This is a genomic window from Methylobacterium fujisawaense, assembly GCF_039619325.1.
GTDB classification, from domain to species: domain Bacteria; phylum Pseudomonadota; class Alphaproteobacteria; order Rhizobiales; family Beijerinckiaceae; genus Methylobacterium; species Methylobacterium fujisawaense.
On the sequence record NZ_CP155000.1, the window covers coordinates 2381805 to 2406535 of the forward strand.

Consider the following 24731-nt stretch of genomic DNA (forward strand, 5'->3'; position numbering starts at 1 on the left):
CGTCTCAGCCCTTGGTTCGGAGGGCGGAGCGGCCGCCATCCACGCCGATGACTTGGCCGGTGATCCAGGCCGCCTCCTCGGAGACCAGGAAGGCGGCCAGGGCGCCGACATCCTCCGGACGCCCGAGCCGTTGAAGGGCATGCATGGCCGCAATCCCCTGCGCGAGGGTCTCGTTGCCGGTGATCCCCGCAGCGAGCGGCGTGCGCGTCAGCGAGGGCGCCACGACGTTGATGCGGATCTGGGGCGCGAGTTCGGCCGCCAGGGACAGTGCCATGCCCTCGATGGCGCCTTTCGCCATGGCGACGGAGGCATGCGCGGCAAAACCCTGCGCCACCGCCACCGTCGAGAACAGGACGATCCCGGCCCCCGCCGCGCCGGCACCGGCCTTCAGCGCGCCCGCGGCGGCCTGCACCGCCGAGAAGGCGCCGAGCGCATTGATGGCGAAGTCGCCCTCGACATCCGCCCGCGTCAACCGATTCAGCGGTCGCAGATTGATGGTGCCGACCGCGTAGACCAGCCCCGCGAGGTCCGGGCCCGCCGCCTCGGTCACGGCGGACGCGAAGTCCGGATCGGTGACGTCGCCCGCGGTGATGCGCGTCTCGCCCAGATCCTCGGCGACCTTAGACAGGCGGTCCGCGTCCCGGGCCGCGAGATGCAGGGCGTAGCCTCGGGCGCGGAGGGCACGCGCCGTCGCGAGACCGATGCCTCCGGTTCCGCCGTAGATGATCACCCGACGCACGCCGAACCCCTTGCTACCCGCATTGGCCCGATCAAGGTAAGGCGAGGGACGCTCCCGGGCAGACGGCGGATCCGCGCCCTCCACGTGCACAAGGTCGCAGGCGGCAAGGATGAAGTTCGCGTTCGCCGGCATCGACTTCCTCGGCGGAGTCTTCGAGGGACTGCTGGATGCCGGCTGGACGCCGGTGAAGCTGTTCACCCGCCCCTGTGACGGGATCTACGACCACAACGAAGTCATCGTCGCCCGCGCCCGGGCGCTGCGGCTGCCGATCCAGCTGTCGCGGATCCGCGAACGGGATATCGAGGCGCTTCAGGCCGAGCACGGCCGGGATTGGGCGCTCGTGGTCGCGGGATATCCCTGGCTCATCAAGGGCTGGAAGGGCCGCGCCGCCTACGGCCTCAACATCCACCCCTCCCCGCTTCCGACGGGCCGCGGCCCCTACCCGCTGTTCCGCGCCGTCCTCGACCGCTACGAGAGCTGGGGCGTCACCGCCCATGTCCTTGCCGACGGCTTCGACACCGGCGACATCCTCGCGCAGGATATCTTCGGCTTAAGTTCGCACGAGAGCCACGAGACCCTGCTGGCCAAGTGCCAGATGGCGGCCCGCCGTCTCGCCGCGGGCCCGCTCGGCCGCGAATTGCCCGCACGATGGCGGAGATCCGAGCCGCAGGGCGACGGCTCCTACTGGCCCCGTGCCACCGATTTCGACCGGACGCTCGATTTCCGGCAGGACGTCGCGACGGTCCTGCGCCGGGTGCGGGCCTTCGGCACGGTCGAGACGATCGCGCGGCTGGGAGATGCCCGGGTGTTCGTGGCGGAGGCCCAGGGCTGGCCGGAACGCCATGCGCACACGCCCGGGACGGTGGTGCACCGCCACCGCCGCCACGTCGTGGTCGCGGCCCTCGACGGCTACGTTCAGCTGACCCGCTGGTCGCCGGTGCCCCTCGCGGAAGCCGGGCAGGTCGGCCGCTGACCGACACCGACCGGGAACCGAAGCGCGAACCCTGATGTTTCCGGCGGCCCAGGACATTACGGAGTCCGACATGTCGACACGCGCCAGCCTCGCCGCAGCCCTCGGGTTTGCCGCGCTGTTCACCTGCTCTGCCTTCGCGCAGGCGGTGATCGTGACCCCCGACGAGTTCGGCCCCGACGACGACGTGGTGGTGCGCGACTACATCGTGCGCCGACCGGTGGGGCCCGGGCCGATCGTCGGATCGATCCCGCTGCGTCCCGGCAGCATCGTGCCGCCCGACGTGCGTCTGGCCCCCTTCACCGAGGCCCCGAATCCGCGCCTGCGGCGCTTCGGCTACTTCGTGGCGCCGGGCGACAAGATCGTGGTCGTCGACCCCGAGACCCGTGCGGTGGTGCGAATCCTCGATCGCTGACGCCCCGCGGCGCGCGGCTCACCAGTCGCTGAGCGCCGCGCGCTTCCAGCGATCGGGCGCGACGCAGCGGTACTCGTAGGCCTCGTCCCAGGCGTGGTCCCCCGGGATGCAGGGTGCGCGGCTGCTCGCGGGCGGCCGCGGCAGCGTCTCGCGGAAAGAGGCGGCCTCGATCTGCCCGGTGTCGCTGACGCGCAGGACCGGTCCGGCTCCCGTGCCATAGACCAGATCGCGGCCGTCGAAGCCGAGGCTGCGGGAGAAGCCGCCGTCGCGGTTGCCGTCGAGCCCGATCGCCTGTCCGGCCGCGAGCAGCATCGGCACGCCGGTAAACCGGGCCGCGGCAGCGTCGATCCCGATGCCGTAGGTCCCCTCCCCCTGGAACGAGATCGCCCGGTCGGTGATGGATCCGGTGAGATTGCCCATGAGGATGCCGTAGCCGGTATGGGCGCCCGGCACGCCGCCGGTGGAGATCTGCAGACCGACCCGCTGGCGGTTCCGATCCGTCGTCGGCGATTGCGCCGAGACGTCGATCTCGGCGCCGATGCACGAGGCCACGGGGTCGGCCTCGTCGGTCATGTCGACGCAATTGAAGTTGCCGGCCCAGGACGGCCCCACCGGCCCCACCCCGTTCGGTTCCTTGAAGATCGTGCCATTGACGGCGACGTTCTGTGCCCCGGTGCTGGCGAGGGCGCGATTGTGCAGTTCGCCCGTGATCGTCCATTCGTAGCCGGCATTGTGCGGGCCGGTGGAGCCGAGGGCCCAGATCGCCTTGTAGGTGTGGGTGGCCTCACCCGACCCTTCGGGCACGTGCCGGTCGACCCGCAGGGTCGAGACCGGATCGAAGGCCTGCGGCCGGTTCCAGAGGAAGACGTGGCCGCCGTCCAGCCCCGGCACGCCGGTTCCCTGGACGCTCCGGGAGAGGGTCGGCAGCCAAGACTGATCGGGGACAGGCGCGGCTGACGGCGGCCGTCCGGGTGCCTCGGCGGCGCCGGAAAGCGGCAGACCGGCCGCGATGCTGGCCAGCAGGACCAAGCCAGGGCGGATGCGCATGATCGTCTCCGATATCCGTACGGCACGGCCGCGCCCGGAACCGGACGGGCGGCCGCCCCTCGGTGCGAGATAGGCTCTGCCAAGCGTCGCGGCGACATCCGCCCCGATTCGCCCGGGCGGGTTGCGGATTCGGTGCCTGGATCCCGATGTGATCTGATGCAGGCCGGATTTCGCCACCGGTTCGGACCCATGCAAGCCCTTCGTTTCCTGCGAATTTGGCTCCTGATATCGATCCCGCTGGGCCTCTTGGTCGGCAGGTTCATCAAGGTCGGCAAGGGACCGCCGTCGCCCGGAAAGGGCCCGCGGTGATTATGCGAACTCCCGCCGATAGACGCGCCACGTCTTGTCCTTCCGCCAGACGATCGGGGACCATCAATCATCTATTAGTAAATACCGCGCATTTTTACTGATATCGCGCCCATCAACGGATCCAGGCAGGAACCTCGGCCGTGTCCCGCACCGCACGCCCTTACAGCGCCCTGGCGGAGCGACGGGCGACCGAGCGGAAGCCCACCGCCCTGCTGGCCTTTGCTCAGCAACGGGACGGCGCGCGTTATCCGTGTCAGGTCAGAAACATCTCCGATCGCGGCGCGATGTTGGAGTTCCTCGGCCAGCAGGCGGCGCTGCTCGAGAACGCGTTCGATCTGGTGTTGACGAGTTCAGAAACGCGGCACGCGGTTCGCCTGATCTGGCGGACGGAGCAGACGGTCGGCGTGGCGTTCAGTCCGGATTCCGATTGAGGCACGCGCCGTCCAGGCTCAGGTCGCCAAGGCCGCCATGAGCATCAGTCCGAATGCCGGGAGCGTCAGCGCCAGGATGGCCAGGCCGTCGAGCGGTGCCGGCCGGCTCGCGGCGAGCCAGCGATGCTCGGCGAACTTCTCGGCTGCGAAACCGAACAGAACCAAGCCGCAACCGATGAACGTGACAAGCGCGGACATGACCCGGCCCCTTTGCGGAACGCCGCACGGAAGCGTGCGCCTGCCCGGCAGTACCCGCCGCGGAGGCGTAAAGTTTCAACGCAGGTCCGCCGATCGCGAAAATCACCACCCGGGCGCCTACGGGTCCCTGCACTCCGGACACGACCGCAGGGCGGCGCCGCGCCGGCATCTCCACCGTAGACCCGTGCCGAGCGCGTGCCCTCAGGGTCAGGGGGTTGCAATCCCGCGCAGATCCGTCGAGGCGGAAGCAAGCGGCATCGTTGAGGATTGTCGCAGGCAACGGGGGGACTTCGACCTGTGAAGGCGAGCGGCAGCGGCGTGGCCGTGGGACATGAGGGCTGGTTGTACTGGGTCGGGCGCGCCGGCGAGGTGGAGGCCTTCTACGGCGACACCGCGACCTCGCGACGGATCCTCAGACGCTGGACCCGGCTGATCGGGCAACGGGCACGCCGCCTGGACGCACTCGGAATCCGCCACGTGCATACCGTCGTCCCCGACAAGCTGGCGATCTATCCCGACTTGCTCGGCCGCCCCTTTCCGGGGCTCGACGACCCACCGGGCGTCCGCCTCGCCCGATCGGTCGCCGCCGACAGCGGAGCTCCGATGGCAGATCTGCAGACGCCACTCGTGGCCGCGCGGGGCGGCGAGCCGGTCTACCTGCGGACGGACACGCACTGGACCTATCGCGGCTATCTCATCGCCTATCGCGCCCTCTGCGAAGCCCTGAACGCACCGGCGGCGGACCATGTCTTTGCCGGCACCAGCACCCGCGAGACCTTCACCTTCGATCTCGGTGAGAAGCTCGTCCCTCCGGTCGACGAAGCGTATGTGGCTTACGATTTCCCGCGCCGTGCCGAACGGATCGACGCGAACGCGCTGGTCGAGGTTCGCGAGTCCGGACGCGCCGTGCGACCGCGCGGTCTGTTCGTCGGGTCACGGGTCGTGCTGCAGAACAAAACGGCCCCTGATCCGCGGCGCGTGATCCTGTTCGGCGATTCCTACATCTACAGCCCGGGGGCGCGTCTCACCGCCATGCTGGCCGAGACCTTCCACGAGGTGCACGCGATCTGGTCGGCGAATATCGACTGGCGCTATGTCGAGGCGGTTCGGCCGGATGTCGTGATCTTCGAAATCGCAGAGCGTTTCCTGCGGCAGGTCCCCAACGACAGGATCCACATCGATCGCTTCGCAGAAGCCCGAGCGCGCCGTGCCGTCCGCCCGACCCTCCGCGAACAGATCCGGCGCTGGCTGCGGTGAGACGATCACGCGGACGCCATCGTTGGTTTCGGCTCCCCCATACGATAGCGCCAACCCCGAGGTCTCGCATCATCGACTCGGCGCACCCGGCCGGTTCATCGATGCGGCGGTGAAAAACGGCGAGAGCCCCGTCGCGGGGGCGACGGGGCTCTGCGTCAAAATCCGTGGCTCGGCTCAGTAGCCGGAGCCGTAGTAACCCGGACCCCGGCTCAGGGCGCCCGCCGCAACGGCTCCGGCGGCCGCACCGGCGATGCCGAGACCGACCGCAGCCCCGGTCGAGATCCCGCGATGACGACGGTAGCCGTAATCCCGGCGCGGGCCGTATCCGCGATGATATCCGTGGCCGTATCCGTAGCCGTGATGCCGCCCGTAGCCATAGCCCTGCGCGTCCGCGCTGGTGGCGCCGAGAGCTCCGATGGAGAGGCTCAGGGCGGAGATGAGTGCGAGCTTTCGCATCGATGAATCCTTCACGGTTACGTTAGGGCCCCAACCCAATACGCCGCAAAGAGGTTCCACCACAGGTTCTGCGAGCGCCGGCACAATCGGCAACGCACCGCCAATCTGAAAGGGAGTGCCCATCAACAACCGCGGGTGCTTCGCCGTTGCCGGTCAGCCGCGTCCGATGGGGATCACCGAGGGTGTGGTGAGCGCGCTGGGACTCGAACCCAGGACCTACAGATTAAAAGTCCGTTGCTCTACCAGCTGAGCTACGCGCTCGCGTCCCGGGCCGATCGCGGTGGCCCGTCGGGGACGGCGCGTCCGCAATAGGTGAGCGGGCCCGGGGGGTCAACATAAGGGACGTGGACAATCCTCAATCCGCCCTCAATCCGCGTTGCCGCGGCTCTGCTCCACGATGCCCCGGGCCTCGGCGAAGGCCGCGTCGGCATCGAGCTCCGTGGTGTCGAGCCGGATCGCGTCGTCGGCCATGCGCAGGGGTGCTGCGCTCCGGGATGCATCCCGGGCGTCGCGGGCCTCGATGTCGGCGAGGATCGTCGCAAAGGTCGCCGACTCGCCGCGGCCGACCAGTTCTCGATGGCGGCGGCGGGCGCGCTCCTCCGAGGACGCCGTGATGAACAGCTTCACCGAGGCCCCGGGGCAGACCACCGTGCCGATGTCGCGCCCGTCGAGCACCGCCCCCTGCGGATCGGCGGCAAAGCGGCGCTGCCAGGCGAGCAGGCCGGCCCGGACTTCCGGCACGGACGAGACGCGCGAGGCCGCCTCGCCCATGGCCCGGTCGCGCAGCCGCGGGTCGTCGAGCTTGCCGGCGTCGAGGGCCTGGGCCGCCCGCGCCGCGGCCGCGGAATCCTCTAGCGACAGGCCTGCATCGAGCAGGGCCATAGCCACGGCCCTGTAGAGGAGCCCGGTGTCGAGATGCGGCAGGCCGTAATGATCGGCCAGACGCTTGGCGAGCGTGCCCTTGCCGGATGCGGCCGGTCCGTCGATCGCGATGACGAGCGGCATGCCGGTCACGCCTCGATCCGGCCGCCGAGGGCCTGCATGGTCGGAAGGAAGCTCGGGAAGCTCGTGGCGATCATCGCGCCGTCATCCACCGTGACCGGGTTCCGTGCGGCGAGCCCCATGACGAGGAACGCCATGGCGATGCGGTGGTCGAGATGCGTCGCGACCGTTCCGCCGCCCGGCGCGGCGGCGCCGTCGCCGTCCACCACGAGGTCGTCGCCCTCCACCGTGTGGCGGACGCCGTTGGCGGCCAGCCCCGCCGCCACGGCGGCGAGGCGGTCCGATTCCTTGACCCGCAGCTCGTGCAGGCCGTTCATCCGGGTCCGGCCCTCGGCGAAGCTCGCCGCCACCGCCAGCACCGGGTACTCGTCGATCATCGCGGGCGCCCGCTCGGCCGGGACGTCGACGCCGGTCAGGCGGCTCGCGCGCACGCGCAGGTCGGCCACGGTCTCGCCGCCCTCCTCCCGCTCCGCCACGCGCTCGATCTGCGCGCCCATCTCCAAGAGCGTCGTGATCAGCCCGATGCGCAGCGGGTTCATCATCACGCCTTCGATGACCACGTCGGAGCCGGGGACGATCAGCGCCGCCACCAGGGGGAAGGCCGCCGAAGACGGATCGGCCGGCACCACGACATCGGTGCCGCGCAGGGTCGGCTGGCCGGTCAGCGCAACCTTGCGGCCGTGGCCGCCGGGACCGTGCGGCTCGACGACGACCGTGGCGCCGAACAGGCGCAGCATCCGCTCGGTGTGATCGCGGGTCGCGGCCGCCTCGATCACGGTGGTGACGCCGGGGGCGTTGAGCCCGGCGAGCAGCACCGCCGACTTGATCTGCGCCGAGGCCGCCGGGGTCTCGTAGGTGATCGGGATCGCCTCCTTGGGGCCCCGCAGGGTCAGGGGCACGCGGCCGCCCTCAGCTTCGGCCAGGACCTGGGTCCCCATCCGGGTGAGCGGGTCGAGGATGCGGCGCATGGGCCGCGACCGCAGGGAGGCGTCGCCGTCGAAGGTCGCGGTCACCGGCTGCCCACCGACCACGCCCATCATGAGGCGGGAGCCGGTGCCGGCATTGCCGAAATCGAGGACGTCGGCGGGATCGCCGAGGCCCCCGATGCCGACGCCCCGGACCCGCCAGCGTCCGGCCCCGAGGCGCTCGACGCCCGCGCCGAGCGCCTTCGCGGCGGCGGCGGTCCGCAGGACGTCGTCGCCCTCCAGCAGCCCTTCGACCCGCGTCTCGCCCTGGCTGAGCAGGCCGAGGATCATCGCCCGATGCGAGATCGACTTGTCGCCGGGCGGCCGAAGGCGTCCGCGCAGCGGGGTGCCCGGCGCGGCGGTGAGGGGCTGTGGAGTCGAATCGTGCGACACGGGACGTCCGTTCGGGCTCTGACGAGTGGGCCTGGATCCGGCGCGTCGCGCGGCTCGGCCGCGGCGCTGCAATCGGACGGTGAAATCGCCGGGCGGTTAACACGGGTACCGGCCGGCGTCATCAATCCGATGTCTTCGTCGATCCTCCTGCCGATCCTCCCGCCGATCCTCCGTAGGACGCGGCCCGGAACGCCCTGCACGGGCTCGATTGACAGGGGCCGCCACCGCGACTAACGGGGCCCCTCCCCCGAGACAGAACTGACGACGAGGTGTCCGCCCGTGGCCCGACCGGAACTTGGCTTGAAGCGCCAGTGCATGAGCTGCGGCGCGAAGTTCTACGACCTCGCCCGAGATCCCGCCGTCTGCCCGAAATGCGGCGCGGTCTATCAGGCGGTGGCCACCTCGAGCCGTGCAGCGCCTCCGGCGCTGTCGCGGAGCGCGGCCAGCAACGACGATGAGGACGAGACGGACGAGAAGGGTCCGGAGCTGGTTTCCCTCGACGAGGTCGAAGCCGCCGAGGACGATGCGGATCCGACGCCCGAGGACGATTCGGTCGAGGACGGGGATACCGCCGACGACGACACCTTCCTGGAGGAAGAGGACGCCGGCGACGACGATGTCTCCGACCTGATCGACGGCGATATCGAGAACGACGAAGAGGGCTGAGGCGGTCGTCGCCTCCCCGATCAAAAACCCCCGGCGGCAGCGAAAAAGGGGGTTGAGTCCGCGGTGCGAGCCGCCTATAGAACCGGCCTCGCCGGACGCGATTTAGACCGGCGAGACCCCGCGGGACCCAACCCGCGGCGGATGCTAAAAGTGGGGCCTTAGCTCAGCTGGGAGAGCGCTTCCATGGCATGGAAGAGGTCATCGGTTCGATCCCGTTAGGCTCCACCATCCCACTCTCGCGTGACGCGGCCCTCCACGGGACGCGAAATGCAGTAAAAATTATGGGGCCTTAGCTCAGCTGGGAGAGCGCTTCCATGGCATGGAAGAGGTCATCGGTTCGATCCCGTTAGGCTCCACCATTCATCTCGCGCGCGACGCGGCCCAGCATGGCCTGCGCACCCGAGAACGAGACTTTCCAGATTTCGCCGTCGCGAGCGGACCCCGCTGCCACTGATGCGCCGTGAGCGGCCGCGTCCGGTCAGCGGGTCAGGTGCCCGAGCGGCAGCGCGGTCGCGTACTTCACCTGCCCCAGGGCGAAGCTCGATCGGATGTTGGCCACCCCGGGGATCCGCGTGAGGTGGTCCAGGACGAGCTTCTGGTACTGACCGAGATCCTCGACCACGACCCGCAGCATGTAGTCGGCCTCGCCGCTCATCAGATAGCACTCCATCACCTCCGGGCGGTTGCGCACCGCCTCGTCGAAGGCCTGGAGCGCGGCCTGGGTCTGTTTCTCGAGCGACACGTGGACGAACACGTTGACCGCGAGCCCGAGGCTCAGCGGGTCGACCACCGCCACGCAGCCGCGGATCACCCCCGCCTCCTTCAGGTCGTTGACGCGGCGCCAGCACGGCGACGTCGACAGGCCCACCCGCTCGGCGAGATCCGCGATGCTGATCTCGCTGTCCTGCTGCAGACATTCGAGAATGCGCAGGCTCGCGGCGTCGAGGGGGGCCGGTCGTGCGGGCATCGGTTCGGTCTCCAATCTGGCCGCCGCGAAGCGCAGCTTCCGACGACGACGCGCGAGGCGCTCCGGCCTTGCGACAGAGGCATATTTTGCCGCCTATCGCCCAAATCGCGGAATATCAATCCGGACACGGCGCGATGGAAGCAAATCTTCGGCATGTCCCGCCGTCCCGATCCCCGTATGATCGGGGGAATAAGGGAGGCCGCGTCGATGAACGCCATACCGCCGAAAGCCACGATCGCGCGGTCCGCCGAGGTCGATCACGACCCGGCCGAGACCCAGGACTGGCTCGCCGCGCTGGAATCCGTCTTCCGCACCGAGGGTGCGGCCCGGGCGCGGTTCATCCTCGACCGCCTGGAGCGGCGCTCGAAGGAGATCGGCATCCTCGACGAGGCCCTGCCCTACTCGCCCTACCGGAACACGGTTTCGCTGGAGAAGCAGCCGCGCTACCCCGGCGATCTCGACATCGAGGAGCGCCTGACCTCGATCATGCGCTGGAACGCGCTCGCCATGGTGGTGCGCGCCAACATGGCCTACGGCGAGCTCGGCGGCCACGTGGCCAGCTACGCCTCGGCGGCGGAGCTGTTCGAGGTCGGCTTCAACCACTTCTTCAAGGGCGGGACGGACGGCGACCTCGTCTATTTCCAGCCGCACTCGGCCCCCGGCGTCTACGCCCGGGCCTTCCTCGAGGGGCGGCTCTCCGAGGAGCAGCTGAAGCACTACCGCCAGGAGATCGCCGGCGACGGCCTGTGCTCCTATCCGCATCCCTGGCTGATGCCGGATTTCTGGCAGGTTCCCACCGGCTCGATGGGCATCGGGCCGATCCACGCGGTCTATCAGGCGCGGTTCATGCGCTACCTCGCCGACCGGGGCCTCGCCGATACGTCCGGCCGCCACGTCTGGGGCGTGTTCGGCGACGGCGAGATGGACGAACCCGAGTCGATCGGCGGCCTCGCGCTGGCGGCGCGCGAGAACCTCGACAACCTGACCTTCGTCATCAACTGCAACCTGCAGCGGCTCGACGGACCGGTGCGCGGCAACGGCCAGATCATCCAGGAGCTGGAGAGCCTGTTCCGGGGGGCGGGCTGGAACGTCATCAAGGTGCTGTGGGGCTCGGAGTGGGACGGGATCTTCGCCCGCGACACCAACCACGCCCTGCTGCGGCGCTTCGCCGACACGGTGGACGGCAAGTACCAGACGCTCGGCGCCAAGGACGGCGCCTACAACCTCGCCCACTTCTTCGGCGAGGATCCGGAGGTGCGCGAGCTCGTCGCCCACATGTCGGACGCCGATGTCGACCGGCTGAAGCGCGGCGGCCACGACTTTCGCAAGCTCTACGCGGCCTTCGCCGCCGCCAAGGCCACCAAGGGCCGGCCGACGGTGATCCTGGCCAAGACCAAGAAGGGCTACGGCATGGGCGGCGCGGGCGAGTCGCGCATGACCGCCCACCAGGCCAAGAAGCTCGACGTGGACGCGCTGCGCGCCTTCCGCGACCGGTTCGCCCTGCCGCTGTCGGATGCCCAGGTGGAGGGTCTGGCCTTCTACAAGCCGGCCGAGGACGGCGCCGAGATGCGCTACCTGCGCGAGCGCCGCGAGACGCTCGGCGGCGTCCTGCCGGCCCGCCGCCGCACGGCGCCGGCCGTCTCTGTGCCGGCCCTCTCGACCTACGCGGGCTTCGCGCTCGAAGCGGGCGGCAAGGAGATGTCGACCACCACGGCGGTGGTGCGCCTGTTCGGCAACCTCCTGAAGCACAAGGATCTCGGGCCGCGCATCGTCCCGATCGTCGCCGACGAGGCCCGGACCTTCGGCATGGCCAACCTGTTCCGGCAGGTCGGGATCTACGCGCCGCAGGGCCAGCTCTACGAGCCGGAGGATGCCGGCTCGATGCTCTACTACCGCGAGGCCCGGGACGGGCAACTCCTGGAGGAAGGCATCACCGAGGCCGGGGCGATCTCGTCCTGGACGGCGGCGGCCACGGCCTACAGCGTCCACGGCCTGTCGATGCTGCCGTTCTACATCTACTACTCGATGTTCGGCTTCCAGCGGGTCGGCGACCTGATCTGGGCGGCGGCCGACCAGCGGGCCCGCGGCTTCCTGATCGGCGCCACGGCGGGCCGGACCACGCTGGGCGGCGAGGGCCTTCAGCACCAGGACGGGTCGAGCCACATGCAGGCGGCCGCAATCCCGAACTGTCGGGCCTACGATCCGGCTTTCGCGTACGAGATGGCGGTGATCGTCGACCGGGGCGCCCGGGCGATGATGGAGGAGGGCGAGGACGCCTTCTACTACCTCACCGCGATGAACGAGAACTACGCCCAGCCCTCCATGCCGCAGGGGGCGGAGGCCGGGATCCTGAAGGGCATGTACCGGCTGTCGGGGCCGGAGGCCGGGCAAGGGACGGGCGCCGCCGCCGTGCGGCTACTCGGCTCCGGGGCGATCCTGCCGGAGGTGATCGCGGCGGCGGAGCTGCTCGCGCAGGATTTCGGCGTCGCCGCCGAGGTGTTCAGCGTGACGAGCTTCAGCGAGCTGGCCCGCGACGCCCGCGAGGCCGAGCGGCAGGCGATGCTCAACCCGGAAGCCGAGGCGCCGGTCAGCCACGTGGCGGCGCTGCTGCCGGGCACGGCGCCCATCGTCGCGGCGAGCGACTACGTCCGGGCCTACCCGCAGCTGATCGCCTCCTATGTCGGCGCGCGCTTCGTCGCCCTCGGCACCGATGGGTTCGGGAGGAGCGACACCCGCAATGCGCTCCGCCGGTTCTTCGAGGTCGACCGGCAGCACGTGGTCATCGCGGCGCTGCACGCCCTGGCGGAAGCCGGGACGGTGCCGCGCGCCACGGTGGCGGACGCGATCCGCCGCTACGGCATCGCGGCGGACGCGCCCGCGCCCTGGACGATCTGAGGCCAACCGGCGAACCCACCCGCGACCTCATGCTGAGGTGCGCGCGCAGCGCGCCTCGAAGGAGCTCTCCAGCCGGCCGTGCGATCCCTGGAGCCCTCCTTCGAGGCCTCCGCTGCGCTCCGGCGCCTCAGGATGAGGGCGTGGCTGGGAGATCCGGCGCGTCGACGCCATCGCGCCTCTCTTCCCCTGCCCGCACGCGGACAGGCCGTCACAGCCTTCCAGCAACCGGAATTCCACCCGCATGAGCGCCGCGCTGCAGATCGCCCTTCCGGATATCGGCGACTACCGGGACGTGCCGGTCATCGAGCTTCTGGTGAAGCCCGGCGACCGCCTCGCGGTGGACGACCTGATCCTCAGCATCGAGTCCGACAAGGCCACCATGGAGGTTCCCTCCCCGGTCGCCGGCATCGTCCGCGAGTTGCTGGTCTCCGTGGGGTCGAAGGTGTCGGAAGGAACCCCGATCCTGACGGTGGAGCCCGCGGAGGGCAGCGGGGCCGCACCGGTGTTGGACGCAACACCCGCTGCCGCGGCCGCGTCATCCCCCGAGCGGAGCGCGGGTCCCCTCCCCCGTTCGGGAGCGGGACAGGATGAGGGATCAGGGTTGTCCGGAGACGGTGCCCCCCTCACCCCAACTCTCTCCCGGACGGGAGAGGGAGCCGGTCGCGCCTCGCCGGAGCCGATACAGGCCGAACCGATCCAGGCGACCCGCGGCGCGGTGCATGCCAGCCCGTCCGTCCGCCAGCTTGCCCGCGAGCTCGGCGTGGGGCTGGACCGCGTCGCCGCCACCGGACCGAAGGGGCGGATTCTGCGCGAGGACGTGCACGCCTTCGTCAAGGCGGCGCTCGGCGCGCCGGTCCCGGCGCCCGCCGCCGCGTCCGGCATCGGCGCCGGCCTGCCGCCCTGGCCGGACGTGGACTTCGCCAAATACGGCCCGGTCCGGCGCGAGCATCTGTCGCGCATCCAGAGCCTCTCGGGGGCCAATCTCAGCCGCAACTGGCTCACGATCCCGCACGTGACCAACTTCGACCGGGCCGACGTCACCGAGATCGAGTCGTTCCGGGTCGGCCTGAACACGGAGACCCGCACGCCGCCCGCGAAGGTCACCATGGTGGCCTTCCTGATCAAGGCGGCGGCCTCGGCGCTGCGCGCCTACCCGCGCTTCAATTCCTCCCTGGCGGGCGGCGAGCTGGTCCTGAAGGACTACGTCCATGTCGGCTTCGCGGTGGACACGCCGAAGGGCCTGATGGTGCCGGTGGTGCGCGACTGCGACCGCAAGGGCCTGATCGAGATTGCCACCGAGATGGCCGCGATGGCCGAGAAGGCCCGGGCAGGAACCCTCCCGGGCTCGGACATGCAGGGCGGCTGCTTCTCGGTCTCGTCGCTCGGCGGCATCGGCGGCGACGGCTTCACGCCGATCATCAACGCCCCCGAGGTCGCGATCCTGGGCGCCGCGCGCTCGCGCACCGAGGCGGTGTGGGACGGCAAAGCCTTCCAGCCGCGCCTGATCCTCCCCTTGAGCCTCTCCTGGGACCACCGCGTCGTGGACGGCGTCGCCGCCGCCCGCTTCCTCGGCCATGTGGCGTCGGTCCTCTCGGACCTCCGCCGCGCCCTCCTGTGACCGCCGCCGCCATGCCCGAGACCCTCGACATCCGCGTCCCCGATCTCGGGGATTACGCCGACGTGCCCGTCATCGAGATCCCGGTGGCGCCCGGCCAGCCGGTCGCCAAGGACCAGACCCTGCTGGTGGTCGAATCCGACAAGGCGACGCTGGACATCCCCTCCCCGGCGGCGGGCCGCCTCGTGGAGATGCTGGTCGGCCTCGGCGACACGGTCTCGGCCGGCACTCTCGTCGCCCGCCTCACGGTGGAGGCGCCCGAGGTGCGCACCGAGCAGGCACCTGTGCCGGCCCCCGCCGCGCCGCCACCGAAGCCGCAGGCGGAGGCGGGCTGCGACCTCCTGGTGATCGGCGGCGGACCGGGCGGCTACGCGGCCGCCTTCCGGGCCGCCGATCTCGGGCAGCGGGTGATCCTGGTGGAGCGTGACGCGACCCTCGGCGGCGTCTGCCTCAACGTGGGCTGCATTCCCTCGAAGGCGCTGCTCCACGTGGCTGCGGTGACCGAGGAGGCCGTCCGGCTGGCCGCGCACGGGATCAGCTTCGGCGCACCGACGGTCGACCTGGAAAAGCTCCGGAGCTTCAAGGCCGGCACCGTCCGGCGCCTCACCGACGGGCTCGCCCAGATGGCGCGCCAGCGCAAGGTCGAGGTGATCCGCGGGACCGCACGCTTCACGGGCCCGAGCGCGGTCTCGGTGGCGCTGCATGGTGGCGACACGCGCCACGTCACCTTCGCCAGCGCCATCGTGGCCGCGGGCTCGTCGCCGGTGGCCCTGGCGATGCTGCCGGACGATCCCCGCATCGTGGATTCCACGGGGGCGCTGGAGCTGCCCTTTGTGCCGCGCCGGTTGCTGGTGATCGGCGGTGGCATCATCGGCCTGGAGATGGCGACCGTCTACAGCGCACTGGGCGCCCGGGTCGACGTGGTCGAACGCCTGCCGAACCTGCTGGAGGGCGTCGACCGGGATCTCGTGGCGGTCTGGACGAAGCGGAACGCGCATCGGTTCGACCGGATCCGCACGGGTACGGAGGTGATGGCGGCAGAGGCGACACCGGAGGGCATCGCCGTATCGATCGCTGGCGAGGCCGAGCCGCAGACCTACGACCTCGTGCTCCAGGCCGCGGGGCGTCGTCCGAACGGCGCGAACCTGGGCCTCGACGCCGCCGGCGTGGTGCTGGATGGCGGCTTCGTGCCCGTGGACGCGCAGATGCGGACCAACGTGCCGCATATTCTCGCCATCGGTGATCTCGTCGGGCAGCCAATGCTCGCCCACAAGGCCGTCCACCAGGGGCACGTGGCCGCCGAGGTGGCCGCCGGCCACAAGGCCGGCTTCGATGCCGCCGTGATCCCCTCGGTGGCCTACACCGATCCCGAGATCGCCTGGGTGGGCCTGACGGAAACGGCGGCCAAGGCCTCTGGGCGGGCCGTGGAGGTCGCCCGCTTCCCCTGGGCGGCCTCGGGCCGGGCCATCGCCAACGGCGCCGATTACGGTCTGACGAAGCTGCTGTTCGATGCGCAGACCAGGCGCGTTGTCGGCGGCGCCATCGTCGGCCCGAGCGCGGGCGACATGATCGGCGAGGTCGCGCTGGGAATCGAGATGGGCGCCGATGCCACCGACATCGCCCGGACCATCCATCCCCATCCGACCCTCGGCGAGACGATCGGCCTCGCGGCCGAAGCCGGCCTCGGGCTCTGCACCGACCTGCCGCCGGTCGGGCGCCGGTAGGATCATCTTCGCCAGGGGACGGGTCCGCCAGGCGGCGGGCAGCTCGACGGATGGACGCGTCTTGTATAGATCTTGGCCCGCGTCGCCGACTCGGCCAGGAAACAGCCCGGTCAGCACGTTCTGCCGGGCCTCGACGCCGCGGAGATCGGCGAAGACCTGGTATTTCGACTGGGAGGACATGGCTCGAGATGCTGTGGCACACCGGAAAGTCTTTCGGCCATGCCCTCTGTATTTCGCCATACTTGGCACGGGATCGATCGACGCGCGACGGCCGTCGAACCCGGCAGCCCGCATTCCGCCGGTGGGCGCTGCGCGTGGCTCTGGCGGCGCTTGTCCCGATGACCGGGTCGCCAAGTTCTGCGCGCGATGGGGCGTCCGTGTCCGGTCCTGCCGCCGCGCCGGCGCCGGCTGAAAGCCCGCAGGCGCTCATCGCCTCGCTGCGGAGCCGCATTCTCGCGGCTCACAGCGCGACCTTCGCCCTCGAAAGCTGGTGTGCCGACCACAAGCTTGCGGGGGATCCTCACCTCGTCGCCGAGCGGATACCGGTGGCGGACAAGCCTCTGACGGCGGTGCAGCGGGCGCGGCTGGCGATCGGGCCGGACGAGCCCGTGCGCTATCGCCGGGTCCGCCTCGCCTGCGGCGACCGCGTCCTGTCGGAAGCGGACAATTGGTATGTGCCCGCACGCCTCACGCCGGAGATGAACGCGACGCTGGACAGCACGCGGACACCCTTCGGCCGGGTCGTGCGTCCCCTCGCCCCGGTTCGCGACACCGTCGCGGTTCGCGCGCCGGACCAGCGCACGGATCCGGGCCCCGACGATCCGCTCTTCGAGATCGATGCCGTGCTCTCGACTGCCGCCGGCGAGCCGTTCTGCGAGGTGGTCGAGACTTATCTGGGCAGTGCGCTGCCTCGAGCATCGCGCTAAGTACCCATCCGCATTCTGGACAGGAGAGGACCAGGGATGGGTTCGAGGCTTCGTCGCTCGATTCTGACACTGCTCGCGATGGGCACGGCGTGCGGTCCGGTTCTGGCGGCCGACCCGGCTGGCTTCTGGCTCACGGAGACCGGCAGTTCCCGCGTCCGCATCACGCCCTGCGGGAGCGGCTTCTGCGGGACGATCGTCAGCGCGCCGGGGAAGGGACTCGACGCGAAGAATCCGGATCCGGCCTTGCGCGGTCGCAGCGTCGTGGGCGTTCAGATCCTCGACGCGCGTCAGCCCCAAGGCGGCGGCTACTCGGGTTCCCTCTACAATCCGAACGACGGCAAGACCTATTCCGGTTCGCTGAAGCTCACGGGCCCGGATACGCTCGAAGTCTCCGGTTGCGTGTTGAGCGTATTCTGCAAGCAGCAGACCTGGACACGCGTCAAATGACCGAGGCCCCCGCAGGCCGGCGCCGGCACTGCAACGACGCAGGATCGGGTCTGCGCCGTTGAGGTCGCATGGGTCAGAAACAGAAACGGGGCCTCACGACCCAGACCCTCCTCGCCCGCCTCATTGGCCTGGACGCCCTCGTGTTGGACACAGCCCAGGCACAGTCGAGCCCGCGCTTTGAGCTTTGTGAGCCAGCAGAGCGACGCTACCGGTCACGCCGCGACCGGGACCCACTGCCCGACCAATCGACCGGGCGACACGATGGCGACCGATCTGGCCGCAGCGGGAAACGCCAGTGCCCCGTCGCGGGCGACACCGCAGGGCGGCGGCGGTGGCGGAAACACGTAAGCCACCGAGGGCGGGACCCCGACCATCCCGCCGCTCGCCTCCACGGCCGCACCGGAGACGGCCTAGTTCCTTGCGGGGGCGTCTCAGGCCGCTTCGGTGAGAGCCTGCGCGATGGCGTCAAGGGCGGCCTCGGCTCCGGCTCCGTTCGGCCCGCCGGCCTGCGCCATGTCGCGCCGGCCTCCGCCTCCCTTGCCGCCGAGCGCGCCCGCTCCAGCCCGCACGAGCCCGACGGCATCGTAGCGCCCGGTCAGGTCGTCGGTGACGCCAACGACCAGACCCGCCTTGCCGTCCGGCGCGACGCCGACCACCGCCACGATGCCGGAGCCCAGACGCTTCTTCTCCTCATCGACGATCGGCTTGAGGTCGCGCATGTCGAGCCCTTCCACCACCGAGCGGCGGAAGGCCACGCCGCCGATCTCAGTTTGCTGAGCGCCCGAGCCCGGACCGCCCTCGCCGCCCATGGCGAGCTTCCGGCGGGTCTCGGCCAGTTCGCGCTCCAGGCGCCGCCGATCCTCCATCAGTGACGTCAGACGATCGGGCGCCTCGGAGACCGGAGCCTTGAGGATGCCGGCCAGCGCCGCCAGGGTCCGGGCCTCCTCGGCCCGATGATGACGCGCCGCGTCTGCCGTCAGAGCCTCGATCCGGCGCACGCCGGCCCCCACCGCGCTCTCGCCCACGATGGTGATCGCTCCGATGTCGCCGGTGCGCCCGGCGTGGGTGCCACCGCATAGTTCGACCGAGAAGGTCTTCGGCCGGCCCTGCGCGGCCTCCTCGTCGATAGGCAGCCCCATCGAGACCACCCGCACCTCGTCGCCGTACTTCTCGCCGAACAGCGCCCTGGCGCCCGACGCGATGGCGTCGTCCACGGCCATCAGCTTGGTCACGACCGGCGCGTTCTGCAGCAGCACGGCGTTGGCGATGTCCTCCACCCGGGCGAGTTCATCCGCCTCGATGGGCTTCGGGTGGCTGATGTCGAAACGCAGACGATCGGGGCTCACGAGCGAGCCCTTCTGCGCGACGTGATCACCCAGCACCTGCCGCAGAGCCTCATGCAGCAGATGGGTGGCCGAGTGGTTGGCCCGGATCGCCTTGCGGCGGACATGGTCGACCTTGAGCTCCACCGGCTGGTCGAGGCCCAAGCTTCCCTCCTCCACGGTCACGTGGTGGACGAACAGGTCGCCGAGCTTCTTCTGGGTATCGGTCACCCGCGCCCGCACGCCCGGCGCCAGGATCAGGCCGGTATCGCCGACCTGGCCGCCCGATTCCCCGTAGAACGGCGTCTGGTTCACGAGGACGAGGCCGGTCTGGCCAGCGTCGAGGCTCTGCACCTCGGCGCCGTCGCGCAGCAGCGCCGTGACGATGCCCTCGGCCGTCTCGGTCTCATAGCCCAGGAACTCGGTGGCACCGACGCGCTCGCGCAAGCCGAACCACACCGTCTCGGTGGCCGCCTCGCCCGAGCCCTTCCAGGCCTCGCGGGCCGCCTGCTTCTGACGCTGCATCGCCGCCGAGAAGGCGTCGGTATCGACGCCGATGCCCCGGGCTTTCAGGGCGTCCTGCGTCAGGTCGAGGGGGAAGCCGTAGGTATCGTAAAGGGTGAACGCGGTCTCGCCGGAGAGCTTGTCGCCCTGCTTGAGGTCGCGGCTCTCGGCGTCGAGGATCGACAGGCCCCGCTCGAGGGTGCGGCGGAAGCGGGTCTCCTCCAGCTTCAGGGTCTCGGCGATCAGGCTCTCGGCCCGCATCAACTCCGGATAGGCCTGGCCCATCTCGCGCACCAGCGTCGGGACGAGGCGGAACATGGTGGGCTCGCGGGCGCCCAGGATCTCGGCGTGGCGCATGGCGCGGCGCATGATCCGGCGCAGCACGTAGCCGCGCCCTTCGTTGCCGGGCAGCACGCCGTCGGCCACCAGGAAGGAGGCCGCCCGCAGGTGGTCGGCGATCACCCGGTAGGATGCGAGCGTCGCTGGCTCCGGCGCCCGCGACACGGCGTGGGCCACGGCGTCGATGAGGGCGCGGAACAGGTCGGTGTCGTAGTTCGAGTGGACGCCCTGGAGGATCGCCGCCATGCGCTCCAGGCCCATGCCGGTGTCGATCGACGGCCGCGGCAGCGGGTTGCGGACGCCCGGCTCCAGCTGCTCGTACTGCATGAACACGAGGTTCCAGAACTCCAGGAACCGGTCGCCGTCCTCGTCCGGAGAGCCGGGCGGCCCGCCCTGCAGCGCCGGACCCTGGTCGATGAAGATCTCCGAGCAGGGACCGCAGGGGCCGGTATCGCCCATCTGCCAGAAATTGTCGGAGGTCCCGATCCGGATGATCTTCTCGTCCGGGAAGCCGGCGATCTTCTTCCACAGGCCGGCGGCCTCGTCGTCGTCGGCGTAGACGGTGACGAGGAGCCTGTCGGACTTGAGGCCGAATTCCTTCGTGATCAGGGTCCAGGCCAGCTCGATCGCCCGGTCCTTGAAGTAGTCGCCAAACGAGAAGTTGCCGAGCATCTCGAAGAAGGTGTGGTGACGTGCCGTGTACCCGACATTGTCGAGGTCGTTGTGCTTGCCGCCGGCCCGCACGCATTTCTGCGCCGTCGTCGCCCGGTCGTAGGCGCGCTTCTCCATCCCCGTGAAGACGTTCTTGAACTGCACCATGCCGGCGTTCGTGAACATGAGCGTCGGATCGTTCTTCGGCACGAGGCTCGAGGAGGGCACGACCTCGTGTCCCGCCTTGGCGAAGTAGTCGAGGAAGGTCGACCGGATCTCGTTGACGCCGCTCATCGGGGCTGACTCTGGCAGGACGGACGGGAAAGGGCGGCCGCGCGTCATCCGCCCGGCGCCCGCATGGCGCCCTCTTAAGGAGGGATGCCGCGCGAGTCACGGGCGGCCTGCCCCGAAATCTCCCCGGGACGCCGCAACTCGGCCACAAGCACGGCCGTGTTGTCGCCACATCTGTCAAGCGATGGTGAGTCCGTAGCGCCACAACGGCGTGTGGAGAGTCGGGATAACGATGCAGGGCCGCACGGTCGGATCGCCGAGGACCATCACGGGCAAGCAGAGCCATTTCGGCTCGAACCGCGCCGACGTGATCGCCGCACAGCCCATGCTGGGCCGTGCCCATGGCAGCCGCCCCGCGCTGTTCCGCTCGCTGCTCACCGTGTCGATGATCGCCGGCGGCCTCAGCGCCGCGCTGATCGGATCGGGCGTGGATCTCGCCAAGGTTGGCCTGTCGCCGGCCGTGTCCACGGCGGAAGCCGCTACCGAACTCCCGATGCCGCGCCCGCGCATCCACACAGTCGCCCTCAATACCGAGCTCGACCAGACGCCGCTCCGCGCCGCCTCCAGTTTCGCCCCCGTCCACGATCTCGACACCGATCTCGGCTCCAACACGGTCGACCGCGTGTCGTACGACTTCCTTCTCTCCGAGAGCGCCGCCGGCGACCCCAACGACATTCTCGAATTCGGCCCGATGAAGATCCGGCGCCACTTGGTGCAGACGATCGTGCGGGCGGCCCAGGCCGTTCAGACCGATCCGGTGCTGCTGATGGCAGTTGCCGACAAGGAGTCGAGCTTCGTCACGGCCGTCCAGGCCAAGACTTCCTCAGCGACGGGCCTCTTCCAGTTCATTGAGCGGACCTGGCTCGGTGTGGTCCGCGACTTCGGGCCCAAATACGGGCTGGAGAAGGAGGCCGCGTCGATCACGTCCGACGCCAACGACCGGCCGGTGATCGCCGATCAGGCGGAACGCGCCCGTGTGCTGGAGCTGCGCCGCGACCCGTACCTGTCGGCCCTGATGGCCGGCGAGATGCTGAAGCGCGACGCGGCCCGCATCGCCCTGCGCATCGGCCGCGAGCTGACCCTCGGCGAGGTCTACCTGGCCCACTTCCTCGGGCCGGACGATGCCGGGGAATTCCTCGCCAACGTCGTGAACAAGCCGGCCGCCGCAGCGGCGGCCCTGCTCCCGGGCCCGGCCCGGGCCAACCGCTCGATATTCTTCGCCGCCGGGCGCTTCGTCGGGCGCGGACGTCACCGCAAGCCGATGAGCCTGTCGGTGGCACAGGTCCACGAGAAGTTCGAGGCGATGATGAGCACCCGCGGCACGCGCTATCAGAACGTCCGCGAAGTGTCCGGGATCATGGCTTACGCCGACGCCGACCTGGGCCTCGCCACGCCATAACGGGCGGCGGGTGCGATGCGGGATTCCCAACGTCGCGCGCAACCAGGGGCGGGTTGCCGACTTTCCTCCTCAAGCGCCGCCTCCTTGAGCGGCACGACGTTCGACTTCGGGGGAAGTCCTTGAAAAAACATGGAACGAGCGCGCCCCTGCCGCTCAATGATACGCTGTCGCCAGGTATTCCTCTCGACCAGATCGGTCAGACACTGGCGTCGTTCTACGATGATCTGGTGTCCGAGGGCATGCCGGAGCACCTCGCCGCCCTGGTGCGCCGCGTCCGGCAGACCGAGGACGACAGGGTCGCCGCAGCCGGGCCGGTCGCCGTGGCGGCCGAGACCGATCCGCGGCGCGTCGCCCTCGTCGTCGAGGACGATCCCGCGATTCGGGCCTTGGCCGAGACCCTGCTCGAAGAGACGGAACTCGACGTGGTCGGGTGCGACAGCGCCGAGGCTGCGCTGTCGGTCCTTCAGGCACGCGGCGGCGACGTCGCCCTGGTCTTCGCCGATGTCCGGCTGGCCGGCCATATGGACGGCCTCCAGCTCGCCCGCGCGGTGGCGACCTTGTGGCCGCGGGCCCGGCTGGTGATCACCTCCGGGCATGGCCTGCCGCGGCCGGAGATGCCGCCCGAGGCCGTGTTCATCGCCAAGCCCTGGCGCCCCCTGGACGTGCTGGTCGAAGCCGAGCGCGCCACTTCCGATCCGGCTTCTCCGGTCGTTTGAGAGCCCGCGGCCTCCCCCGAGCCCGTTCATCGTCGCTCTCGAACCATCCGGCAGAGCCCGGACGCGTCATCCGCGCCTGACGGCAGGGCCGGGAATCCGGACGGATCGTGAGCCCGGATCTGTGCGGGCCGTCGGACCCGTATCATCGCTGCACGATGCGGACCGGGAAGGCCCGGCCCTTGCATGACCGCCGGTCGTGTCGGCACGAGCCGGGAGACTGTGACGTTGCCGATCCTGTCTGTCCGCCACCGCACGACTTACCGGTATCGACGTCCGGTCGCCTTCGGTGAGCACCGGATCATGTTCCGGCCGCGCGACAGCTACGATCAGCGGTTGATCGCGGCGACCCTCGACATCACGCCCGAACCGGCCTCCCAGCGCTGGCTGTTCGACGTGTTCGGAAATTGTGTGGCCGTCACGACCTTCGACATCCGCGCCGAAGTCCTGACCTTCGATTGCGGCATCACCCTCGACCACACGCCGGAACACGCGCCGGTGTTCCCGCTCGCACCGCACGCGACGCACTATCCGTTCGGCTACGGCGCCGAGGACATGCCGGATCTCGCCCGCTCGATCGAGCGGCAATGGCCCGACCCGCGCCACGAGGTCGATGCCTGGGCGCGAAGCTTCCTGCCGCCTCAGGGACGCATCCCCACGCAGGAATTGCTGGCCGCCATGACGCGCAGCGTACGCGCGAACTTCACCTATCTGGCCCGTGCCGAGAAGGGCGTGCAGGATCCGCTGACGACGCTGCGCACGAAGCTCGGATCCTGCCGGGACTTCGCCGTGCTGATGATGGAGGGCGTGCGCGCGCTGGGCATGGCCGCCCGGTTCGTCTCCGGATATCTCTACAATCCCCGGAACGACCGCGCCCGCCACGTGGGCGGCGGCTCCACCCATGCGTGGCTGCAGGTCTACCTGCCCGGCGCGGGCTGGGTCGAGTTCGACCCGACCAACGGCATCGTCGGCAACCGCGACCTGATCCGCGTGGCGGTGGCCCGCGACCCCGCTCAGGCCGTTCCGCTGCACGGCTCCTTCTTCGGCCTCAGCAGCGACGATCTCGGCATGCGCGTCGATGTCAACGTGGTGGAATTGCCCACCGACGGGACGACGGCCCACAGCCTGCAAGGGCTGCCGCCGCCCCTCGCGCGTTGAGCACGGGTGAGCATCCGGATCCGGGACAGGCATGCGCGGCGAGTGCGCGCGGAAGGCGACAGAGCAAGGTGGCCGCGATGAAGATCAGAACGGGTTTCGAGATTGCATTCACGCTGTCGCAGCCAACACCGATGATTTTGATGCTCAGCGTCCATCCTTCACGGATGCCGGACGTGACGACCCCGCATGAAATCGGCTTCGATCCGCCGCTCCAGGCTCGCGAATACCGCGACGCCTTCAACAACATCTGCCACCGGATCGTCGCGCCGCCCGGACAGCTGACGATCTCGACGGACCTCACCGTTGACGATACGGGGCTGCCCGATCCGGTCGTGCCGGAGGCCCGCCAGATCCCGGTCCAAGATCTGCCCGACGATGTCCTGATCTTCCTCCTGGGCTCGCGCTATTGCGACACCGACAGGCTCTCGCAGACGGCGTGGTCGCTGTTCGGCACCACGCCGGAGGGCTGGGCGCGCGTCCAGGCCATCGTCGACTACACGCACGAGCGGATCCGCTTCGACTACCAACGCGCCGATGCCACGAGGAGTGCGCATGACGCATTCATGCAGCGCGAGGGTGTCTGCCGGGACTTCGCGCATCTGGCGATCGCCCTGTGCCGGTGCATGAACATCCCGGCGCGCTATGCCACCGGCTATCTGGGCGACATCGGCGTGCCGAAGGATCCAGCGCCGATGGACTTCTCCGCGTGGTTCGAGGTCTACCTCCACGGGCCCGACGGACCGCGCTGGTACACGTTCGACGCCCGCCACAACCGGCCCCGGATCGGTCGCATCGTCATGGCCCGCGGCCGCGACGCCACCGATTGCGCGATCTCGACCAATTTCGGCTACGCCCACCTCGCACGGTTCGACATCCACACCGACGAGGTGACCTGAGTAAGCCACGGGCCCTGGCCCGAACCGCAGCGCGCC

22 protein-coding genes and 3 tRNA genes are annotated in these 24731 nt (G+C 70.0%); 16 read left to right on the forward strand and 9 right to left on the reverse strand.

Annotation, left to right across the window (positions count from 1 at the left end; all coding sequences use genetic code 11):
* Positions 1–4: 4 nt before the first annotated feature.
* A complete protein-coding gene (locus tag ABC766_RS11295) occupies positions 5–739 on the reverse strand; it encodes an SDR family NAD(P)-dependent oxidoreductase (protein ID WP_345822738.1) in 735 nt (244 codons plus the stop codon).
* A 109-nt stretch (positions 740–848) separates the two neighbouring features.
* Here ABC766_RS11295 and ABC766_RS11300 point away from each other — a divergent pair, with 109 nt between their 5' ends.
* The gene (locus ABC766_RS11300; protein ID WP_043381630.1) at positions 849–1712 is read left to right on the forward strand and encodes a formyltransferase family protein; all 864 of its coding nucleotides are present in this window, start codon (positions 849–851) and stop codon (positions 1710–1712) included.
* Between the two features lie 70 nt (positions 1713–1782).
* Complete coding sequence (locus ABC766_RS11305; protein ID WP_345822273.1) at positions 1783–2124, forward strand: hypothetical protein; 342 nt, start codon at positions 1783–1785, stop codon at positions 2122–2124.
* A gap of 18 nt (positions 2125–2142) precedes the next feature.
* Here ABC766_RS11305 and ABC766_RS11310 read toward each other — a convergent pair whose 3' ends face one another.
* Complete coding sequence (locus tag ABC766_RS11310) at positions 2143–3171, reverse strand: hypothetical protein (RefSeq protein WP_345822274.1); 1029 nt, start codon at positions 3169–3171, stop codon at positions 2143–2145.
* Between the two features lie 449 nt (positions 3172–3620).
* Between ABC766_RS11310 and ABC766_RS11315 the strand changes: the two genes are divergently transcribed.
* Positions 3621–3911 (forward strand): PilZ domain-containing protein, encoded by a 291-nt coding sequence (locus tag ABC766_RS11315; protein WP_053610192.1) that lies wholly within the window; start codon positions 3621–3623, stop codon positions 3909–3911.
* Between the two features lie 18 nt (positions 3912–3929).
* Here ABC766_RS11315 and ABC766_RS11320 read toward each other — a convergent pair whose 3' ends face one another.
* A complete protein-coding gene (locus ABC766_RS11320) occupies positions 3930–4109 on the reverse strand; it encodes a hypothetical protein (protein ID WP_342140851.1) in 180 nt (59 codons plus the stop codon).
* A gap of 318 nt (positions 4110–4427) precedes the next feature.
* On the opposite strand from ABC766_RS11320, the gene ABC766_RS11325 reads away from it, so the two are divergent.
* Positions 4428–5366 (forward strand): alginate O-acetyltransferase AlgX-related protein, encoded by a 939-nt coding sequence (locus ABC766_RS11325; protein ID WP_345822275.1) that lies wholly within the window; start codon positions 4428–4430, stop codon positions 5364–5366.
* A 174-nt stretch (positions 5367–5540) separates the two neighbouring features.
* Here ABC766_RS11325 and ABC766_RS11330 read toward each other — a convergent pair whose 3' ends face one another.
* From ABC766_RS11330 to aroA, 4 genes are all read right to left on the reverse strand, one after another.
* Positions 5541–5822, reverse strand: coding sequence for a hypothetical protein (locus ABC766_RS11330; RefSeq protein WP_043350305.1), 282 nt, complete (start codon positions 5820–5822; stop codon positions 5541–5543).
* A gap of 185 nt (positions 5823–6007) precedes the next feature.
* Positions 6008–6083, reverse strand: a tRNA-Lys gene (locus tag ABC766_RS11335).
* Positions 6084–6188: 105 nt separating this feature from the next.
* Positions 6189–6827 (reverse strand): (d)CMP kinase, encoded by a 639-nt coding sequence (gene cmk, locus ABC766_RS11340; RefSeq protein ID WP_345822740.1) that lies wholly within the window; start codon positions 6825–6827, stop codon positions 6189–6191.
* Positions 6828–6832: 5 nt separating this feature from the next.
* The gene (gene aroA, locus ABC766_RS11345) at positions 6833–8182 is read right to left on the reverse strand and encodes a 3-phosphoshikimate 1-carboxyvinyltransferase (RefSeq protein WP_345822276.1); all 1350 of its coding nucleotides are present in this window, start codon (positions 8180–8182) and stop codon (positions 6833–6835) included.
* A gap of 279 nt (positions 8183–8461) precedes the next feature.
* On the opposite strand from aroA, the gene ABC766_RS11350 reads away from it, so the two are divergent.
* The 3 genes from ABC766_RS11350 (at position 8462) to ABC766_RS11360 (ending at position 9207) form a co-directional block, all read left to right on the forward strand.
* A complete protein-coding gene (locus ABC766_RS11350) occupies positions 8462–8848 on the forward strand; it encodes a TIGR02300 family protein (RefSeq protein WP_075381438.1) in 387 nt (128 codons plus the stop codon).
* A 152-nt stretch (positions 8849–9000) separates the two neighbouring features.
* Positions 9001–9076: transfer RNA gene (locus tag ABC766_RS11355), tRNA-Ala, on the forward strand.
* A 55-nt stretch (positions 9077–9131) separates the two neighbouring features.
* Positions 9132–9207, forward strand: a tRNA-Ala gene (locus ABC766_RS11360).
* A 119-nt stretch (positions 9208–9326) separates the two neighbouring features.
* Here ABC766_RS11360 and ABC766_RS11365 read toward each other — a convergent pair.
* A complete protein-coding gene (locus ABC766_RS11365) occupies positions 9327–9815 on the reverse strand; it encodes an Lrp/AsnC family transcriptional regulator (RefSeq protein WP_043354596.1) in 489 nt (162 codons plus the stop codon).
* A 207-nt stretch (positions 9816–10022) separates the two neighbouring features.
* On the opposite strand from ABC766_RS11365, the gene mdeB reads away from it, so the two are divergent.
* From mdeB to ABC766_RS11390, 5 genes are all read left to right on the forward strand, one after another.
* On the forward strand, positions 10023–12710 hold the full coding sequence (gene mdeB / locus ABC766_RS11370; RefSeq protein WP_342140854.1) for an alpha-ketoglutarate dehydrogenase: 2688 nt from the start codon (positions 10023–10025) through the stop codon (positions 12708–12710).
* A 241-nt stretch (positions 12711–12951) separates the two neighbouring features.
* Positions 12952–14328, forward strand: coding sequence for a 2-oxo acid dehydrogenase subunit E2 (locus tag ABC766_RS11375; RefSeq protein ID WP_342140856.1), 1377 nt, complete (start codon positions 12952–12954; stop codon positions 14326–14328).
* 11 nt (positions 14329–14339) lie between these two features.
* Positions 14340–16049, forward strand: a complete 1710-nt coding sequence (gene lpdA, locus ABC766_RS11380; protein WP_345822277.1) for a dihydrolipoyl dehydrogenase — start codon at positions 14340–14342, stop codon at positions 16047–16049.
* Between the two features lie 338 nt (positions 16050–16387).
* The gene (locus tag ABC766_RS11385) at positions 16388–16975 is read left to right on the forward strand and encodes a hypothetical protein (RefSeq protein WP_043381805.1); all 588 of its coding nucleotides are present in this window, start codon (positions 16388–16390) and stop codon (positions 16973–16975) included.
* A gap of 36 nt (positions 16976–17011) precedes the next feature.
* The gene (locus ABC766_RS11390; RefSeq protein ID WP_342140858.1) at positions 17012–17422 is read left to right on the forward strand and encodes a DUF2147 domain-containing protein; all 411 of its coding nucleotides are present in this window, start codon (positions 17012–17014) and stop codon (positions 17420–17422) included.
* A 431-nt stretch (positions 17423–17853) separates the two neighbouring features.
* Here the strand turns inward: ABC766_RS11390 and alaS are convergent, their stop codons facing one another.
* Positions 17854–20532, reverse strand: a complete 2679-nt coding sequence (gene alaS, locus ABC766_RS11395; RefSeq protein WP_053608886.1) for an alanine--tRNA ligase — start codon at positions 20530–20532, stop codon at positions 17854–17856.
* A gap of 229 nt (positions 20533–20761) precedes the next feature.
* On the opposite strand from alaS, the gene ABC766_RS11400 reads away from it, so the two are divergent.
* From ABC766_RS11400 to ABC766_RS11415, 4 genes are all read left to right on the forward strand, one after another.
* Positions 20762–21928, forward strand: a complete 1167-nt coding sequence (locus tag ABC766_RS11400) for a transglycosylase SLT domain-containing protein (RefSeq protein WP_043760503.1) — start codon at positions 20762–20764, stop codon at positions 21926–21928.
* 176 nt (positions 21929–22104) lie between these two features.
* Positions 22105–22644, forward strand: coding sequence for a response regulator (locus tag ABC766_RS11405; RefSeq protein ID WP_427902324.1), 540 nt, complete (start codon positions 22105–22107; stop codon positions 22642–22644).
* A 225-nt stretch (positions 22645–22869) separates the two neighbouring features.
* On the forward strand, positions 22870–23799 hold the full coding sequence (locus ABC766_RS11410; protein ID WP_043760501.1) for a transglutaminase family protein: 930 nt from the start codon (positions 22870–22872) through the stop codon (positions 23797–23799).
* A gap of 77 nt (positions 23800–23876) precedes the next feature.
* A complete protein-coding gene (locus ABC766_RS11415) occupies positions 23877–24695 on the forward strand; it encodes a transglutaminase-like domain-containing protein (protein WP_287089634.1) in 819 nt (272 codons plus the stop codon).
* Positions 24696–24731 lie beyond the last annotated feature (36 nt).